We start from the raw sequence: 18482 nt of genomic DNA on the forward strand, positions 1-18482 counted from the left end.
AATAAAATTTTGAATAATATCGAACTCACTTAATCTAGCATTAAAAGGAAGTAATATCCAATTTCATCAGGAGAATCATGCATGGAGAGAAAGATAGCAGTTGTTACGGGGGGAACCGGAGGAATAGGTACTGCAATTTGCAGGCGTCTTGCAACGAATTATAAAGTAATTGCATGTTACTTTAAAAACGGTAAACATGATGAAGTATTGCAGTGGCAAACGCTACAAAAAAAATCAGGTTATGATATCGAAATTCTCTTTGCAAATCTGGTGAATTTTTCTGATTGTGAAGCGATCACTAATTCGATTATGGAGCGTTTTGGTCGTATTGATATCTTAATCAATAACGCTGGAGCTACATGCGATGTCAACCTAAAAAAAATGGAACCTCACCATTGGCAACAAGTCATTGATGCGAATTTAACAAGTACATTCAATATAACACGTAACGTTCTACCTTTTATGATTGAGAAAAATTATGGACGAATTGTTTGCATTTCATCAATTAATGGACGAAAAGGTCAATTTGGTCAATGCAATTATGCTGCGACAAAATCTGCTTTATTTGGGTTTGCAAAGAGCTTGGCCTTGGAAGTTGCAAATAAAGGGATCACCGTTAATACCATTTCCCCTGGTTATATTGAAACATCGATGATAACTACTTTAAAAAAGGAAGTCCTCGATAAGATCACGAACAGTATTCCTGTAGGGCGGCTTGGTAAACCAGAAGAAATTGCCAATGCAGTTTCCTTTTTAGTCGGCGAAGAAGCTGGATTCATCACCGGTTCTAACCTGGATATTAATGGTGGTCAATACATGGGGGCTTAGTCCTTCATAGTTCATGGTACAAATCGCATTCAAGTCAGAATGCGATTTACCGATCTTGGCTTTAAAAACAAAATGATGCCCTTTTCTAGCGTTGTATAATAAGATGGAAATTAGAAAAAATTTTTTACTTTAGTATGAACCTGAAAATTAATAACGACAAACTCATTGTATTTTTTTGGGGAGAACAATCATGCCAAAGCTTCCTCATAATATCGAGCTTAGGGAAGTAAAAAAAGAGGTGTTACCCGCTAAAATTGCATCATCTTTATCTAAAGGAATCACCGAAAAAAAAATATTAACTGACCAATATGGTGCATATTATCTGATAAAAAAACCTGATGCATTAACTGTGAACGATGTGTTCAAAGGCTATCTTTCTCAAGAAGAACTGAAGAATCCTTCTTTTAATACCATGGAACATATTTTCTCTATCAAACTCGAAAGTGCTTTCCTCGAGATATTGATTCCCCACATGGCAAAAAAAATGTTTGAGGGTATTTTAGTCGTCCCGGAAAACCATCTACATGTGGATAAGGACGGAGCAATTGGCGTCATCTCCAAATTCATCAATGGTTTTTCTGAATTTTTGTCACAAAAAGAAGCAGTCAAAACAGACCCATTATTTGAACGAGAATACTTGCCTAAGCGGGTCAATTTATCACTCTCTTTAGAAGAAGCAAAAATTCTTGGTCAATTGTATGCAGTGGCTTTAGTTTTTAATTTATGGGATTTATTAAATTCCAAATTACTCAACTCAGGCTATTGTGTGGAGAGTGATGGTACCAAACGAGCTGCAATTGTTGATTTTGGTTGCGCAGGTATTCTGAGTTATAAAGGTCGTCATGCAGATACGCTGGCGTTGGATGATCCCAGTTTTTCCCCGATTATGAAAATCAGCCACTCATTTTTTGGGCAGAACTATCGTGATCATTATCGCCATGGTTATGCCCTACCCTTTGATAAATTGGTGGGTCCTCTTTTACCCCATACAATTATTGCTGATTTATTCAATATGTCTGGGGAGGATATAATTAGCCGTTCCATGCTCGATGGCTTTTGTCAGGCAATTACTGCCGCAGAAAAAAATATGGCTCAAAATCCTCATTTATTGGAAGAGGCATTAATGCGAGCATATGACGCATTCACTTTAGACTCTTCCTTACAAGCCAATGAGTTAAAAACCCACTTGAATGCTGAGTTTTATGGCAAACCTGAAAAAAACTCGCATAATCTGGTGACTCTTCTTCAACAACGTCTTGCCAGTACCCAAATGCTCATTGTGCAATTTAAAGCAGGAATACCAGCAACTTTAATTCAAGAAGAAATCAGGGACTATTATTATTATTCTCAGTGTTAGGAAGATTTGCTATTTTATAATTTTGCGTATATTAATTTAGTATTGCGATGCACTATCCTGTTTGCATCGTCCTAAAACATGCGAGGCACGTAAATGTTTTTTAATCCTCTTGATAATCGTAATCTATACAATATCTATGATTTTAATATGCGTTTACTTCAACCGTACTCAGATTATTTTGACAATGTAGCAAAACGTCTGCGCAGAATTTCTGACAATATTAATTTACCCGTAAACATTCCTTATATCTCAGCGGATGAGCAAAATGCATTGAAAAAGATGCTGGAAGCATCTTCGGGTCATTTTCGCAGGCTATCTGGCTATTCCTATATTTTTCACATAATTACCAATGTGTACGACAAACCCAAATTTGATATTAATGAAGTCAAAATTAAAGATGAATATTACGATGTTCAAGAAGAACTTATAAATAAAAAAAGTTTTTGTAATCTAATTCGCTTTAAAAAAGTAAATGGTGAACATTTGAATTTGCCAAAATTACTCGTAGTTGCGCCCATGTCAGGTCACTATGCAACCTTGTTAAGGGACACGGTTAGAAATTTACTTCCTCTATACGATGTCTATATTACTGACTGGAAGAACGCTCGTGATGTACCCTTGATTGAAGGCTCATTTGATTTGGATGATTTCATTGATTACATCATCTCTTATTTAAATTTACTCGCACCTAACTTAAACGTTATGGCCGTTTGCCAGCCAACTGTTCCTGTTTTAGCAGCGGTTGCGCTCATGTCTACTAATAATTCACCCAATCTTCCTCGCACAGCGATATTGCTTGGAGGTCCAATTGATACGAATCAATCACCTACTTCGGTAAACGAATTAGCAGCCTCACGAGGAGATGACTGGTTTCAACAAAATGTGATCTCGATTGTCCCTTCTCGTTTTCCAGGTGCCATGCGGCTTGTATATCCTGGGTTCATGCAACTTGCAGGCTTTATGAGTATGAATTTTCAGCGTCATGTGGAATCATTGCAAAAAGCAATTGATCGCTACGCCGACAATCAAACAGAAGCCGCCTTCAAGATAATAAAATTTTACCTTGAATATTTTTCAACCATGGATCTGACTGCTGAATTTTACATGCAAACAATAAACACCGTATTTCAGGAAAAACTGTTAACAACGGGTCGTTACAAATCGCGCGGTCATAATGTACGCTTACAGGATATAAAAAACACATCTATTCTGGCAATAGAAGGTGAGCGAGATGATATTACTGGAGTAGGACAAACAAAGTCGGTTCTGAGTTTATGTAAAAATTTACCTGATTCTATGAAAAAATATTTTCTTGCCGAAGGCGTGGGACATTATGGATTGTTCAATGGCAAGAAATTCCGCAATATTATTATTCCAGAAATTCACTACTTTACTGAAATGCATACTGATTCTTAATAAACTGAATTTTGATTTATTGTATCCTGGGTTCAGCGTAGCGAAACCCAGGTTCGTAATTTTGAATAAAAGCACTCCTCCGCTTCGCTGTACCCTGGGTCCAATTTATAAAATTTATAAACTTTCAATAAACTCGCATACTATTTTAGTGAATTGCTCTGGATATTCCATTTGAGGTAGATGCCCGCACTCCATAAAACAATAATAACGTGCTTTAGGAATCTTTTCGGCAAGCGATTTCGTATCTTTTTCACTGAAAATTAAATCCTGATCCGAACCCAATACAAGCACTGGTACATTGATTTTGTCAATCCAATCCCTTGAATCAAACTGCTTAAGCGCCGCATATTGTCCTTCGTATCCTTTAACAGTAAATGGAAAAGGATATTCAAAGCCAAGCTGGATTATTTTCTCAAGTACACCAGGTTGCGTAAGAAACTGATATGAATAAACCCAACTGCATGAGGCTTTAAGCAATGATTTAAGAGGGGCATAAGCTTTGAGTAGCTCTAATTGTGCATCAAGGTAGATATGAAAAACGTTATGTAATCTTGCTGCTGAATGACTAATTACTGCAGATTTAACTAATTTTGGATAGCGATAAGCCAAGCATTGCAGGATAAATCCCCCCATTGAATTACCAACAAAATGAGCTTGAAGAACACCAAGTGCAGAACATAAAGCAGCCACATCATCCGTCATTTGTTCTATAGAATAAGGGCCATCAGGGACATCTGTCTGCCCAACACCTCGATTGTCGAATAAAATAACCTGGTATTTATCTTTAAGACGTTCAACAACCTCAAACCAAGCAACATGATCCACACTAAATCCAGCAATAAAAACAATAGGCTCTCCCTTGCCATGCATCTCATAATACATGGAAATATCATTCACTTTTATATGAGGCATATTACTCCCGACATTAATCAAAATGTTTTTAAATGATCATAAAAAATATATCACAGGACTTACGAAAAAAAACAAGGCCGAGGCAAAAAATTGCCTTGACCTTGAGGTTTTCGTAAGTCCTGTACCATTTAAAACGAATAGGCTAAAGTACATTTTAGAGAACTAATTGAGGTAAAGGACAACCAATGAATCATATTCTTATTGTGTATGCACAAGAAATTGAACCATACAAAAAGCATTTTATCAGTATGCTGGAAGATTTTTTAACACAAAGAAATTATGAGCTTACCGTATGCACTTCATTAAAGGATGCCTATGATGTGAGTAGCTTAAATCCCCGAATTGTTACTATTCTTTATGATTGGGATGATTTTGGATTTGATGATTTACATCATTTTTCGAGTCATAATAAATTATTGCCTGTTTTTGCCATGGCCAATAAGCATGCCTCGATTGACATCAATCTAAGTGACTTTGACCTTACTTTAGATTTTTTACAATATGATGCTAATTTGGCGCATGATGATTTTAAACGCATATTGCTTGCTATAGAAAAATACCAACACGCAATTTTACCCCCTTTTACCAAAGCACTCATGCATTATGTTCAGGAATTGAATTATGCATTTTGCACTCCGGGACATTTAGGTGGAACTGCATTTCAAAAAAATCCTACCAGTGCTGCATTTTATGACTTTTTTGGAAAAAATATTTTTCACGCCGATCTTTCAGTTTCAATAGAAGAGCTTGGAAGCTTATTGGACCACTCAGGTCCTCAACGCGACGCCGAGCAATTTATAGCGAATGTATTTAAAAGTGATCGTTCATTGATAGTGACCAACGGAACCTCTACATCCAATAAAATAGTGGGCATGTATTCAGCAACTTCCGGGGATACCGTAATTATTGATCGAAACTGCCATAAATCAATCGCCCAATTTTTAATGATGGTTGATGTCATTCCTATTTATTTGAAGCCTACACGCAATACTTATGGGATACTTGGGGGAATCCCCAAATCGGAATATACAGAAAAAGCAATCCACGACAAAATTTTGGAACATCCCGAAGCAGTTTCCTGGCCTACATATGCAGTCATTACGAACTCAACTTATGATGGCATACTTTACAAGGTTGAAAATCTTCAAAACGAGCTCAAAGTAAAACATTTACATTTTGATAGTGCCTGGGTTCCATATACTAATTTCCATCCTATTTACGCTGAAAAATTCGGGCTCAGTTTAACTCCCCAAAAAGATCAAGTGATTTTTGAAACACAATCAACCCATAAGTTATTAGCCGCTTTTAGTCAATCATCCATGATCCATGTGAAAGGCAATTTCAATGAACACATTCTTAATACCAATTACATGATGCATATGAGCACTTCTCCCTTCTATCCTCTTATTTCCAGTTGTGAAGTTTCGGCTGCAATAATGGCGGGAAATCAGGGGTATGATTTAATCAATGAAGCAATTGAATTAGCGTTAGATTTCCGAACAGAAATAAAGCGCTTGAAAAAACAAAGTTCCGATTGGTTTTTTGATATATGGCAACCTGTTTTAGAAAACAAATCATCCTGCTTTGCTTTAAAACCCAACGATAAATGGCATGGTTTTCATGAAGTAGACGAAGATCATTTATTCCTAGATCCAGTCAAGGTGACCGTTCTTTTGCCAGGAATCAAGAATGATGAATTAGATGAATGGGGTATTCCAGCTTCTATTGTGGAAAAATTTTTAGCATCTCATGGAATCATTGTTGAGAAAACAGGCCCATACTCGATGCTGTTTCTATTTAGTTTGGGAATTACCCGGGCCAAATCAATGGCCTTATTGGCAGCTTTAAATAAATTTAAGCAGCTTTATGATGAAAATGCTCCTGTTAAAATCGTAATCCCTCAACTGCATCAAGAACATCCTGAATTTTATGAAAAAATGTCCATCCAAACCTTAGCTAAAACCCTCCATAACTTGATGCAAAAACATAATTTGCCAAAAATGATGTACCATGCCTTTGACATGCTACCTAAAGTAGTCATGACGCCTCATCAGGCATATCAAAAACTTATTCGTCAAGAAACGCAGCTTATACCTTTAGCACAATTAAAAGATAAAATTTCTGCTGTAATGATCTTACCCTATCCTCCTGGTATTCCCTTAATTATGCCAGGAGAACAAATCACGGACGATTGTGAATTGATTCTCGATTTTTTGCTCATGTTAGATGATATAGGAGAAGAACTACCAGGTTTTGCAACTGAAATTCATGGTGTTGTTGTTGGCGAGGATGGAACAAGTTATGTACAAATAATTAACCATGAGTAACTTTATAAGTACCTTAAATTTTCATGGGGTGTCTTTGAATCGCTGCATGGCAGCACCTACTTTAAGGTAATACTCATCTCCATTAATTGAGCTTTTGGGAATAAGAAAAAAATGAGCACCACAAAATAAGCTTGGAAGAAAATCTAATTCCAATTGATTGGTTTGTATTGCACCTAATTTATTTAAAGTGGGTATCCCTCAGTAATCATAGCAATTCGTTGGCGTTTTAATGGTCATTACCACTCTAATTTGCGAAGAATTAACTAGTGCAAATCGCCAATACTGTGAATTATCACCACTAGGTGCCCATCGAGCAAGTGCTAAAATTTTTCCGACTGTTGTCGCATCCTCCGATAAAAAGTCGTCCTTGTCTTAACTTGAAGAACTTAAGCGTTTTTTCATTAGAAAAATTTTCATTCTCTGAATTGGATTTCGATTTCCCCAAGGCATCCATCCTATGCGATGTTTACACAAGTAGGGATCAAATACATGATATCTTGGCAGTGCATAAATAGTACCGCGATGAAGCAATATTTTTAAAGCTTCAGCGCCCATAACCCCCGCACATAATTGACAGGCAATTATTGTTGACGGCCCCTTTTCTAAATCAAAATTAACTCGACTTGGATCAACCAAATAATGCCTATTAAAAAGCTTAGGGTTTAGTCCAACCAAAAAACGAACAGGAAGCTCTTCAGTATTGTATCCATTAAATTGAAAGTACTCTTCAAACGTCATTTGACCTGGCATCACGACCAAATAACAAGCCCCCATCCCTATGGGGCCGGCAGTAATTGCCGGTATATTCATTTCATAAGCTCGTTTAAATACCTGGGCTCTTATATCTAAAACAAAAAAATCCAAGCCATCTACATATAGATCCACCCCAGATAGAAATTCGTTGATATTATGCTGATTAATTCCTTCTTTAAAACAGGAAATTTTGACATTTGGGTTGATATCTTGGGCCATTTGGACAAGTACATCAATTTTGGGTTGATGAAGAGAACTTAAGGTGGCGCCAACTTGTCTGTTAAAATTTTGGATTTCAAAATTATCCATCTCTGCAAGATGGAATTGTTCTACGCCTAAACGAACCAGGGTGAGTAAATGAATTCCGCCAACGCCACCAAGCCCTGCGATTGCAACTTTCTTTGTTCTAAGAAAAATCTGCTCTTCTTCAGTAAGCCAACCGATGTTACGATTGAACGCATTTAAATAATCAAACTGTTCGTGCCCCATAATTAATTCCTTATCATTTTAGAATTAAATCATTCTTTTAAATTATAATTCCCTTTTTATTTAATTAATTTGATTTTTATCATTGTTATCATTAGAAGCACAATTGTATAAACAGGTTTAGTCGTCTTACATCTCATGATTTTATGATAAAGTTTAGGTTGTTTTATCAAATGGTTATGGAATCCACGCACTGCAAGATTCAATGTATTTTTCATCGTAATTGGATTCAGGAAAAAAACTTGCTCTCCTTGCTCAGAATGACGATTAATTTTATTGAAATACTTGTCCATTTTTGTAGAAGAATGTCCTTTTTTATGAAATGTAGAATTTATTTTTTCAGATAAGTTATAGGTAATTACATTACCATTTTCAATTCGATATTTATCAATATTTAATTTTTTTAAAGTATCAAGCATTAATTGAACGATATGAGATGGTGTTTTTTCATTGGGGTTTGGCCAACAAGGAGTATATTTCAGCGAATATTCCAAGGTACCCGATGATGAAGCTAAACCGCAACAGTATTTATTTTTAAAAGGATATAATAAAAATAATTTTAAAACATGTTTTGTCATGGCATATGAAATAATACCCGAATGCTTATAAGATGCATCAACAACCACGTTTCCAAAATAAACTAATACATCCTTTTTAAGATGTATTATAGAAACACCTATGGTTGCAACAAGTTTTTTTGTTTTCTTATCGTAAAAGAGTAGTACGTAATCTCTTGGGGCCAAATATTCAAGCAAAGTCTCCTTGTCTAAAAATAAATACTCTTGATGAAGGGTTACATACTCGGATTTTTGCTTACTACTTAATAGGGCGGGCTTTACAACAACTAAATCTATTTTTTTCATAAAACACCTAAACAAAATTTTTCATTTAACTATTTCTCCTATCCTCGAGTGTGATAATTCACACTGCCCTTCCATAAATATGAGATGTATACTTAAAGCCAACAAAGCACTTTACAATCTTTAGACTAGTATAGTACAATATTTATACGTATTGTTTTATTTTTAATATTTATTTGTTATGCCAGTCTGTTAAAAAATAAATTCAATACTGATTCATGGGATTATGCGATATAAAGTTACCGAGCAATTTGCACGAGGCGAAGAAAAAATAATTGCAGAATTTAGTGACTTAAATGATACTCACCTCTTCATCGCAAAAAAATCAGCTTACACAGAACTGGAAAAACAAAACATTATTTTTAGACTCTATGACGATTCAGATTTATTACATGAATTTAATAGGGAACATATCTCTGTTGCCTATGCAAAATATGCAGAAGGAAATGGAGATCTTAATTTCGTTCAGTTTTCATTCCACGTAATGATTAAAACAGAGAATACTTTAGAAAAGACAGGGATTGCGAACTTTAATGATAAAAATGATGCGAATTTATTCATGGTTGGCAAATGCGAAACAGATAAAACCCTACTCGACAGCGATCTCTTATTTCTATTTAAAGAACAAAACCTGATAGATACCTTAAACAGAACGATCACTATTCATCGGAAAAAAGAAACAACTCGCGTTACACGAAATGAAAAAGGAGCAAAATTTCATCCCACCCCGATGCCAAGACGTCCAACACCGCCTGGTGGGCCTAGTGATTGTTGGATTGAAGAAGATGATGAAAATAATTAAAAAATAGAACAGAATCGATGCGAACTTATATAGCCGCTCGATCGCTGTCAAAATTGTGGCTCAGGCTTAGAAGAAATTGCTTCATCTGTAAGTTCATCGATAAAAGCCTCTAGAATTTCCCTAATTGCATCGTGAATATTTTTTTTGGTCTCATTATCTATATTTTTAATAAATTGTTCTGGTTGGTTCAGAAGAAGATCTAAAGTGATGACTTCTTTAGGTAAGGAATCATGCGATTTTCCATCGATAATAAGCTTAATTGCATTAACTATACTAGAATCCTTTTGGTTCCTTAGACGATTTAGTATCGTTTGAACATGGATCTTAAATGTATTGATTTCGATAAAAAATTTATAATTGTTCGATTTAAGCATCATAAATATTTAATTAATTAAAATTCTTGCCACAAATAACAAAAAGTAGCAATATTGTATAACAATATATAACTTCATTCCATTTTCATGCAAAGCAAATCTGCTTTTTTCGCTCCTTCGAACTATTATTCAATAGATAATTTTGACTCCACTTTTCGAAAACTTGTATTAGATGCCTATGCGAAACGATTTAATAGTACGTCAGATGCTAAACTCTATTTGGCTATTTGCGGTATTGACTTGGAATCCACCGTCAAAATTCTTTTAACAATGGAAGAAAATAATTTACTCAATATCTCCATAGAACAAGCTATTTTTTCACCAGTTGGGTGTGGTGATATTGCAAATGCATTTTGTACCTTGATGACCGGAGATGCAATGATTTCTCCCAGAACGGGAACATATTCTATAGCGAGCCTTGGCGAAGAACTCGAGAATGACTTGCCTAAAGTTGTTCGCATTGATATACCAGGACACTCCTATGTCATGGTAGCTTGTGAAAAAACATCTCAAGGAGTTTGGGGATATATTTATCAATCAAACGTAGCTTATGCGATGGAGGATAACGCTTTTTCTCTCGCGGCTTGGTTGATGGACGCCAAGTCCTCAAAAACAAATCTATCAGAACATTTGCAAAAATTAGCTCGACTGCTTAACCCCGTTGTTTCTCATTTAGAAAAAGAAATCATCTATCTTGAGTTATATTCCGCAAACCCCATAGTTGAGGTAAAAGTTCCTGCAAACATGCAAGAAATGATCTCATATATTAATGAAAATATTTTTTTCAAATACAAAATCAAGGCTGTTTGTCCTCAAGATATGCTATTTATTGCGGAACGAATCAGAAACATGATAACCCAAGACTCAGAAGAACAAGAACAATCTCTTGATGTCTATCTTTCTAAAATGAGAGAAGAACTGGAAGATTGTACTGAATTGGAATGCCAAACACTAATAGAGCCCTCATGACTACAGGAATTCAATTTTTTGCCTTTTGAAATACAGAAAATCTGTCAACAATACAGTAAGACCGCCCCTATTTTTTATTTTTGCACAATTATGTTACAATGTGATCAATGATCAATTTGGAATTAATACGTGTGTTCCTTAGTATCTCCAAAGAATTATCAATGGGTAGCCAGTCTCTATTTTTTTCAAAGCATGCCCTACGTGGTTGTCACCTTAATTGCGACAATCATGTATCAACAATATGGAATGACCAATACACAGGCTGCATTTTTAACCAGTTTATTCATGCTACCATGGACAATTAAGCCTCTTTTCGCTCCTTTTCTGGAACATCTTGCTACGAAAAAAAAATTAACACTCTATGCGCAAGTTAGTATAAGCCTGATTTTTATCATATTAGCATTTTGTGTCGACAACTCCTATTTTCTTATGATCAGCTCAATAGGTTTTGTGGGTCTTGCTTTGATTTCTTCGCTGCATGATATTGTTTCAGATGGCATTTATTTACTTAATTTAAGTCATGAAGAACAAAAAAAATATGTCGCTTTACGTAGCTTTTTTTATCAAATGGGTCGGTTAATTATTAAGGGTGGGTTATTGGCTCTAATTGGCAGTTTAGCCGTGTATTATGAACTTAATGTATGGCAAATATTCTTCCTGAGCTTATTTGTAATAGCCCTTTTACTCACTTTTTATCATCAAGCCAAAATCCCGGAAAACCAATCCAAAAAAGAATCGTTAAATCTGAATTATTACGAAATTTTTAAAACACTTCTTTTTGATACTCAAATCTTCCCAATATTGCTCTTTATCTTTTTATACAATTTTTCTGAAGCACAAATGCAAAAAATTATTCCTTTATTTTTGCTGGATAAACAAGGGTTAGGACTCAATGTATCTCAGGTTGGACAACTTTATGGAATAATTGGCGGTATTTTTCTGATGCTGGGTATTTTTGTTTCAGGCTGGCTCATTACTCGTTATGCCTTCGAAAAGTGCCTAAAAAATGTGACTTTATTCTTGCTTATGGGGCATTTTCTTTACCTTTTATTTCCATTTTTTCATGCACACGACGTACTACTTTATCTGGTCATTTTATTGAATCAATTTACGGTAGGATTAGCTAATGGCACTTATATGGGCTATCTCTTAATGATTGCCAATAGAAGTAATTATCCGATGTCCATGTATAGTGTCTGTACTTCGATCATGGCATCAAGTTACGTATTTTTTGGCGCATTTAGTGGCTGGATAGAGCAAAAAATGGGTTACTCCGGCTTTTTCTTTTATATTTTTGCAGCAAATGCAGCCCTCGTCATTATAACCCGTAGAGCGATGAATAAATATGATTGATTTGCTCGTAATATTAGAAAATGAATTGGTACAGGCCTCCTCACTCACTGATTGCGACCATGCGTTGCGTTCTTATTTGAATAAAAAAGGCATTACAACATTTTCATTCACGTATTATGCCTATCATCCAAATTCAGCGAATCGCTTAAAATATGATATGTGTTCTGCCAATTTCAAATCATGGCATCAACATTATCTTGCGGAACAATACCATAATATCGATAGCACACTGAATTTTGTTTATAACAACCATTTGCCGATCTATTGGAATTTAAAACAACAATTAGCTCAAGCAACATGTGAATCAGAGCGAAAAATGAGAGAAGACTCTATTGCTTTTGGTGCGGAATCGGGTCTATCAATTCCTATTCATGGTCCGCATAATAATTTTGCAATTCTGTTACTCGTGCAAATGCAAAATCAACAATGCCACTTGCAAGAAAACCGAGCCCAATATGAATTCTTTGTTGCAGCACATCACTATTATCACTACATCCAGCCCCATCTTTTAGATCAGGTAAGCGAAAAAGAGGCTTTTCATTTAACCCAACGTGAAATTCAATGCTTGTTATTGATTGCAGAACAATTTTCAGTCAAAGAGATGTCGCAACGACTTGAGCTCAGTGAGAGAACTATTAATTTCCATATTCAAAAAATCAATAAAAAATTAGGGACTAAAAATAAATATCAATCTTTGACCAAGGCATTGGAATTTCAATTATTAACATTATGATCCCCCTGTCATAATTGACAGTGGTTATTTATTAACCATGGGGAGTAAAATTTAACTCCCTGTCTATTGGAGGTTCATAATGACTTTTGTAAAGAAAATTATGCGAATAACCACGCTTACTGCTTTTCTAATTCCCGCAGTAGCAAATGCAGCATTAACCTTATACACCACCAATTGGTCTATGTATGGTCAAAACCCTTATGAATATGATGGCGCTTATAAAATTGGTCGATCTTATGGGCAATTAGCTTATGTTTCCAATCCAGAAATGGTTGCTCAATTTAACAAGGCGGATGTCATCGCCTGGAGTTTCTTACAAGTATGGAATAGTAACGATCCTAATCAAGCACAATACCAAATTCCCTCCAGCTGGGATGGTTTAATGCATTTTGCTGATCTTTGGGGTGAGTTACCCCTAGAAGGATCCTGGGTATCTCCCTTGCCTCCTGAAACCAAAAATTTCCTTAATTTTTGCGCGGCGAACCAAGGCGCTTGCGCTTCGGTGCAAACGAATGGCAATACAGGTCAAAAAGAATTATTCAATTACTCAGATCAAAAAGGTGTAGGACAACTCAATAGCTTTGGCGCCTTTATTAATTCCAACAAATATACCGCCAAGCGTATTATTGCTATTGGTGGGGCAAATACCGTAGAGAATCAAGGGATCAGCACTGCCACATTCGCAGCCATTTTTGCCAATCAAAATAAATTCCTGAATCAATTCAAATCATGGATGGATCATTTTAAAAATTTAAAAGGAATTGATTATGATTTCGAACCACCAATTGATCTACAAACGGGCGGTCAATTACCAGCTGATGCTAATACCCTGGATGACTACAAACACCTTTTTGATTTAGTTAAAGCCAGTCGTCAAACTTTAGGAAAAGATGCATATATCTCAGTAACAATCACAGTAAATAAAGATTATTTGGAAAAAATCAATCAATCAGTTGATGGCGGTTGGTTTAAACAAATCGCAATTTACGCTGATAGTGTTAATTTAATGACTTATGATTTACATGGACCATGGTCACAAAGCAGTGATCCCTATACCGCAGTTCATGCTTATTTAAAGCAACCGGACACCAGCCGTAAAGATGAGTTTGCGATTAACTATGCAACGGATTCCATTACAGAACAAGTTCTCGCATATGGAATGCCCAAGGGAAAATTACAAATTGGATTAGCGGCTTATGGACGAGGTTTTTCTGGGGTAGATACGGGTGAAAATCCTGCTCTTCCGGGTTTTGAACAACATTGGACTGGCGCCAGTCATTTTGCTTCTGAATATTCAATACAAGATGGTCTATTACCTTATAAGGCCGTTGATAAATTGGTGAAACAGCTGGGTTATAAGATTTTTCATATAAATGCCTTGGATGAGAACAATAATTCTTTTATCACGGGCTCTTATCTCTACAATTCATCAGCCAAACAATTTATCGGCTACCAATCTCCAGAGGTAGTAAAGGCTGTATGTCGATTTATTAAGAGCAAACAACTCAAAGGTGCCATTATGTGGAGTGCTGATACAGACTTACCAGTTTCTAACCCAAACAGTCTGGTTGCTTCTTACAAAAGCCTATGTAATTAATCCTTTATAGCCTGGGTGCAGCGCAATGGAACCCAGGCTACAAGACTATAAGACTTGAATCATTGCGTTCCATTAACTATGATTTGAAATATATAATTTCAAAATCAAGATCGATGGACCTCTCCAGTTCGACTATGGCCTCAAAATGGAAAATGATTTTGGTTTTCCTATCACTCATCGCAATTCTTCTATATGTCATGATGAAGATAATGGATTTGCCTCGAGCAGAAATCCCTTTATTGATTATTATGTTCCTAGGGGGAATCCCCTTATTTTTACAAATTGTATTCAAATTGATTCGAGGAAACTTAGGGGCAGACTCCTTGGCTGCTATTGCATTAATCACCGGCACTTTTCTGCATGAATACCTGACTGTTGTGCTGATTATCCTGATGTTGGCTGGCGGACAAACATTAGAGCAGTATGCGATGCGTAAAGCCTCCTCTGTTTTGATGGCTCTTGCTGAGCGTATGCCTACCAAAGCGCATCGAAAAATAAAAGACCAAATTCAAGACATCACATTAGCTGATATTCGTGTTGACGATAATATTGTGATTTATCCTTATGAAATTTGTCCTGTCGATGGCAATGTTATTGAAGGACATGGTGTTATGGATGAATCCTATCTCACTGGTGAACCGTATATGATATCAAAAGCGCCTGGGACTTCCGTACTTTCCGGTGCAATCAATGGGCAATCCCCTTTAACCATTCAAGCGACACGATTACCTTCCGACTCACGTTATGCAGCGATCGTCGAAGTGCTTAAGGAAGCAGAACAAAAGAGGCCTTCTTTGCGACGATTAGGAGATCAAATTGGAGCAATTTTTGCTCCTTTAGCCTTGATTTTTGCATGTGCTGCCTGGTACTTCACTGGAGAGGCAATGCGTTTTCTCGCTGTGGTGGTGATCGCAACGCCGTGTCCTTTACTGATTGCAATTCCTATTACATTGATCAGCGCCATTTCTATGGCAGCAAAACAAAGTATTATTATTCGCGATCCCACCGTTCTTGAACGATTGCCTACATGCCAAACTGCAATTTTTGATAAAACCGGCACTCTGACCTACGGTAAACCTACATTATCAGAAATTCATCTCGCCCCAAATACACACCTTACACCAGATATCATTTTACAATCCATAGCAAGTCTTGAACGTTATTCAAAACATCCGCTGGCTCCCGCAATTCTTAAAGCAGCTCAAGAGCACCATTTAGAATTGCTTGAAGCCTCCCATGTTTCCGAAAAACCAGGGCAAGGATTGACCGGAATCATCGCGAATCATAAAATCTATGTTACCAGTCGCAATAAATTTCTACTCAATCAGCCTCAATCTGCTAACCAACTTCCGGCCGAATCTCCAGGATTAGAGTGCCTTGTCCTCTTCGATGAACAATTTGTGGCCTCATTAATTTTTCATGATGCCCCCCGAAAAGAAGGAAAATCCTTTATCAGTCACTTAACCCCTTCACATCAATTTAAAAAAATAATGGTTGTCTCTGGTGATCGGGAATCGGAAGTACAATATTTAGCGTCACAGTTGGATTTAAAAGAAATTCGTGCCTCACAAAGTCCTGAACAAAAACTTGCCATTGTTCGAGAGGAAAGACAAAAGGCACCTACAGTATTTATGGGTGATGGCATTAATGACGCGCCCGCACTTACAGCAGCAACAGTAGGTATTGCCTTTGGACAATATAGCAATATAACTTCTGAAGCAGCAGGCGCCGTAATCATGGAAAATACGTTGGAAAAAGTTGATGAATTGATTCATCTAAGCTTGAATGTCCGTAAGATTGCCTTACAAAGTGCCATTGGCGGAATGCTACTCAGTATCATAGGGATGAGCTTTGCTGCTTTCGGCTTAATTACTCCAGTGGCCGGCGCAATTCTTCAAGAACTAATTGATGGGCTTGCCATTATTAATGCACTAAGGCTCGCATGGGGAGGAAAAATTAAAGTTGATTTACCCCCTATTACCGCTTCATTTATTGGCTAAACTGCCTTAATAGCAAAATCGATTTTAACTTCAATTTTGAAATCCTTTTATACCCATTTTAAAAAGAACATTACTTGCGAAAACCCAAGGTTGAGCCAAACAGTGTTTTTAATTAGGGAGTAAAATTGAATGACCGAATTAGAACACTTTTTTAACAAAGACAATGGGATTTTTCATAAGTCCTGAAAAAGTTTGCACTATAATGTATATAGTGGAGTATAAAATTGGAGGTATAGGATATGAACTCACCTAAAGAGAAGGATCCTTATGAAGCCAGAATGAAAATGGAGGGAAAAATTATTTCTTCAACAACTGGATCAAATATTGATTCATTAATGATACTTTTGACTGAACAATGTGATTCGGAACATTCAGGAACTGAAGGCGAAATTATTGAGGTTGCTACAGGTAAAGTCATATATAGATGTCATAAGCAAACTATCATAGATCAATAAATATTCCTGAAAACGCTATCAACCCCATCCTCATTTATCTCACAGTGGCAAACAACTGCAACAATCTGAGCATTCAGCCTTGTTTTATCTAATGCACAGGACTTATGAAAAACTCCAAGGTCGAGGCAAAAAATGTTTTTAATGAGGGAGTTTAGATATACTAAATGACCGAAGTAAAAACATTTTTTAACGAAGAGATTGGGGTTTTTCGTAAGTCCTGATGCAGAAAAAACGCTTAGTGCGAGGCTATACCACCTTATAACAAACTTTTTATCCAGGTTATTAGGCACAGTTACTAAAAAAAAACTCAATGAGAACCAAAGATATACGCCATGAATTATTGCAAGCAAGCAAAGCTAATGTATTATTTAATATATAATACTGGCAAGGAAGTCACATCTATGTACAAACAAATTATGGTAGCAGTTGATGATAGTAACGCGTCCACTCTAGCACTCAAAGAAGCCATTAAACTCGCGAAGAATCAAAACTCCAAGATATGGATGATTCATATCATTGATACCCTGTATGAAGGCGATGTCGATCGTAAATCATTTATTGAGCTAACAAGACAAAAAGGACAGGAAGTTCTAAACTCAATGAAGAAAATTCTCAGTAGGTCAAAAATAGAATTTGAAATGAAACTCACCGAATTAACCCCTTCAAAACCCAAAATTGCCGAAAAACTTGTTAATGAAGCAACAGCTTTATCAGCTGACTTAATTGTCATAGGAACTCATGGTCGTCGTGGAATTCATCATATACTTACCGGTAGTATTGCGGAGGAAATCATACGAATATCCAAAACTCCAGTATTGTTGGTTAGAGGTTAACAATTATAGAGGATCACTAGCTACTCCTCACTGCAAGACTTCCAAGTTACGTAGCTCTTGGTGCAAGAGATTGTATTAATCAACTCGAAAGATTAAACAACAAAGAGATGCAACATGTTATCCTTCTGGGTCATAAAATTTATTTTCTTTGATGCCATCTTGCGGTATAAATTATACAGAATTAGCATCAGCGCTTTGGAAGGATGGGCATGCCTTAGTCCTTTTATCTTATTATAACTTTCCCTGTTTTCAATTAATTGGTCATGGTTGCAGTAAAACATGGAGTTCGATAGTTGCTCAACCGTAAAGTCTGCAAGCACCATGACTTGCTCCCCCTGATTGTATTTTGGATTGATTTATGTGGATTAATATGCGGTTGTGATGGTTGGAAAGCGATGGCACTTTTTGCCAAAACTCGAAGACGCTG

16 protein-coding genes and 1 pseudogene are annotated in these 18482 nt (G+C 36.3%); 12 read left to right on the forward strand and 5 right to left on the reverse strand.

Annotated features, from left to right (window positions below; genetic code table 11):
* The first annotated feature begins 81 nt into the window (after positions 1 to 81).
* The 3 genes from phbB (at position 82) to phaZ (ending at position 3601) form a co-directional block, all read left to right on the forward strand.
* Entirely contained in the window at positions 82 to 828 is a 747-nt protein-coding gene (gene phbB, locus DGG96_RS17770) for an acetoacetyl-CoA reductase (RefSeq protein WP_110143881.1), read from the forward strand.
* A 190-nt stretch (positions 829 to 1018) separates the two neighbouring features.
* Positions 1019 to 2185, forward strand: a complete 1167-nt coding sequence (locus DGG96_RS17775) for a hypothetical protein (RefSeq protein WP_110143882.1) — start codon at positions 1019 to 1021, stop codon at positions 2183 to 2185.
* Between the two features lie 93 nt (positions 2186 to 2278).
* On the forward strand, positions 2279 to 3601 hold the full coding sequence (gene phaZ, locus DGG96_RS17780) for a polyhydroxyalkanoate depolymerase (RefSeq protein WP_110143883.1): 1323 nt from the start codon (positions 2279 to 2281) through the stop codon (positions 3599 to 3601).
* A gap of 114 nt (positions 3602 to 3715) precedes the next feature.
* Here phaZ and DGG96_RS17785 read toward each other — a convergent pair whose 3' ends face one another.
* A complete protein-coding gene (locus tag DGG96_RS17785; RefSeq protein ID WP_110143884.1) occupies positions 3716 to 4513 on the reverse strand; it encodes an alpha/beta fold hydrolase in 798 nt (265 codons plus the stop codon).
* A 185-nt stretch (positions 4514 to 4698) separates the two neighbouring features.
* Here DGG96_RS17785 and ldcC point away from each other — a divergent pair, with 185 nt between their 5' ends.
* Positions 4699 to 6840 (forward strand): lysine decarboxylase LdcC, encoded by a 2142-nt coding sequence (ldcC, locus tag DGG96_RS17790; protein WP_110143885.1) that lies wholly within the window; start codon positions 4699 to 4701, stop codon positions 6838 to 6840.
* 198 nt (positions 6841 to 7038) lie between these two features.
* Here the strand turns inward: ldcC and DGG96_RS21455 are convergent.
* The 3 genes and pseudogenes from DGG96_RS21455 to DGG96_RS17805 all read right to left on the reverse strand — a co-directional run.
* A pseudogene (locus DGG96_RS21455) lies at positions 7039 to 7170 on the reverse strand (hypothetical protein); the annotation flags it as partial.
* A gap of 42 nt (positions 7171 to 7212) precedes the next feature.
* Positions 7213 to 8082: a ThiF family adenylyltransferase gene (locus tag DGG96_RS17800; RefSeq protein ID WP_110143886.1), complete on the reverse strand. Its 870-nt coding sequence runs from the start codon at positions 8080 to 8082 to the stop codon at positions 7213 to 7215.
* Between the two features lie 56 nt (positions 8083 to 8138).
* On the reverse strand, positions 8139 to 8942 hold the full coding sequence (locus DGG96_RS17805; RefSeq protein WP_110143887.1) for a hypothetical protein: 804 nt from the start codon (positions 8940 to 8942) through the stop codon (positions 8139 to 8141).
* A 223-nt stretch (positions 8943 to 9165) separates the two neighbouring features.
* Between DGG96_RS17805 and DGG96_RS17810 the strand changes: the two genes are divergently transcribed.
* Positions 9166 to 9741, forward strand: coding sequence for a hypothetical protein (locus DGG96_RS17810; RefSeq protein WP_110143888.1), 576 nt, complete (start codon positions 9166 to 9168; stop codon positions 9739 to 9741).
* 47 nt (positions 9742 to 9788) lie between these two features.
* Here DGG96_RS17810 and DGG96_RS17815 read toward each other — a convergent pair whose 3' ends face one another.
* Positions 9789 to 10118 carry a hypothetical protein gene (locus tag DGG96_RS17815; protein WP_110143889.1) on the reverse strand — a complete coding sequence of 110 codons (330 nt, stop codon included), beginning with the start codon at positions 10116 to 10118 and terminating at the stop codon, positions 9789 to 9791.
* Between the two features lie 84 nt (positions 10119 to 10202).
* On the opposite strand from DGG96_RS17815, the gene DGG96_RS17820 reads away from it, so the two are divergent.
* The 7 genes from DGG96_RS17820 to DGG96_RS17855 all read left to right on the forward strand — a co-directional run bounded on the left by DGG96_RS17820 (position 10203) and on the right by DGG96_RS17855 (position 18055).
* Positions 10203 to 11084 carry a hypothetical protein gene (locus tag DGG96_RS17820; protein ID WP_110143890.1) on the forward strand — a complete coding sequence of 294 codons (882 nt, stop codon included), beginning with the start codon at positions 10203 to 10205 and terminating at the stop codon, positions 11082 to 11084.
* 129 nt (positions 11085 to 11213) lie between these two features.
* Positions 11214 to 12437 carry an MFS transporter gene (locus DGG96_RS17825; protein WP_110143891.1) on the forward strand — a complete coding sequence of 408 codons (1224 nt, stop codon included), beginning with the start codon at positions 11214 to 11216 and terminating at the stop codon, positions 12435 to 12437.
* Positions 12430 to 13170, forward strand: coding sequence for a helix-turn-helix transcriptional regulator (locus tag DGG96_RS17830; protein WP_110143892.1), 741 nt, complete (start codon positions 12430 to 12432; stop codon positions 13168 to 13170). The genes DGG96_RS17825 and DGG96_RS17830 overlap by 8 nt, the downstream gene beginning before the upstream one ends.
* 79 nt (positions 13171 to 13249) lie before the next feature.
* Positions 13250 to 14767 (forward strand): glycosyl hydrolase family 18 protein, encoded by a 1518-nt coding sequence (locus DGG96_RS17835; protein ID WP_110143893.1) that lies wholly within the window; start codon positions 13250 to 13252, stop codon positions 14765 to 14767.
* Positions 14768 to 14880: 113 nt separating this feature from the next.
* Positions 14881 to 16767: a heavy metal translocating P-type ATPase gene (locus DGG96_RS17840; protein ID WP_110143894.1), complete on the forward strand. Its 1887-nt coding sequence runs from the start codon at positions 14881 to 14883 to the stop codon at positions 16765 to 16767.
* A gap of 239 nt (positions 16768 to 17006) precedes the next feature.
* Positions 17007 to 17222: a hypothetical protein gene (locus tag DGG96_RS17845; protein WP_110143895.1), complete on the forward strand. Its 216-nt coding sequence runs from the start codon at positions 17007 to 17009 to the stop codon at positions 17220 to 17222.
* Between the two features lie 332 nt (positions 17223 to 17554).
* Positions 17555 to 18055 carry a universal stress protein gene (locus DGG96_RS17855; RefSeq protein WP_240610473.1) on the forward strand — a complete coding sequence of 167 codons (501 nt, stop codon included), beginning with the start codon at positions 17555 to 17557 and terminating at the stop codon, positions 18053 to 18055.
* Positions 18056 to 18482: the final 427 nt, after the last annotated feature.

It is taken from the genome of Legionella qingyii (assembly GCF_003184185.1).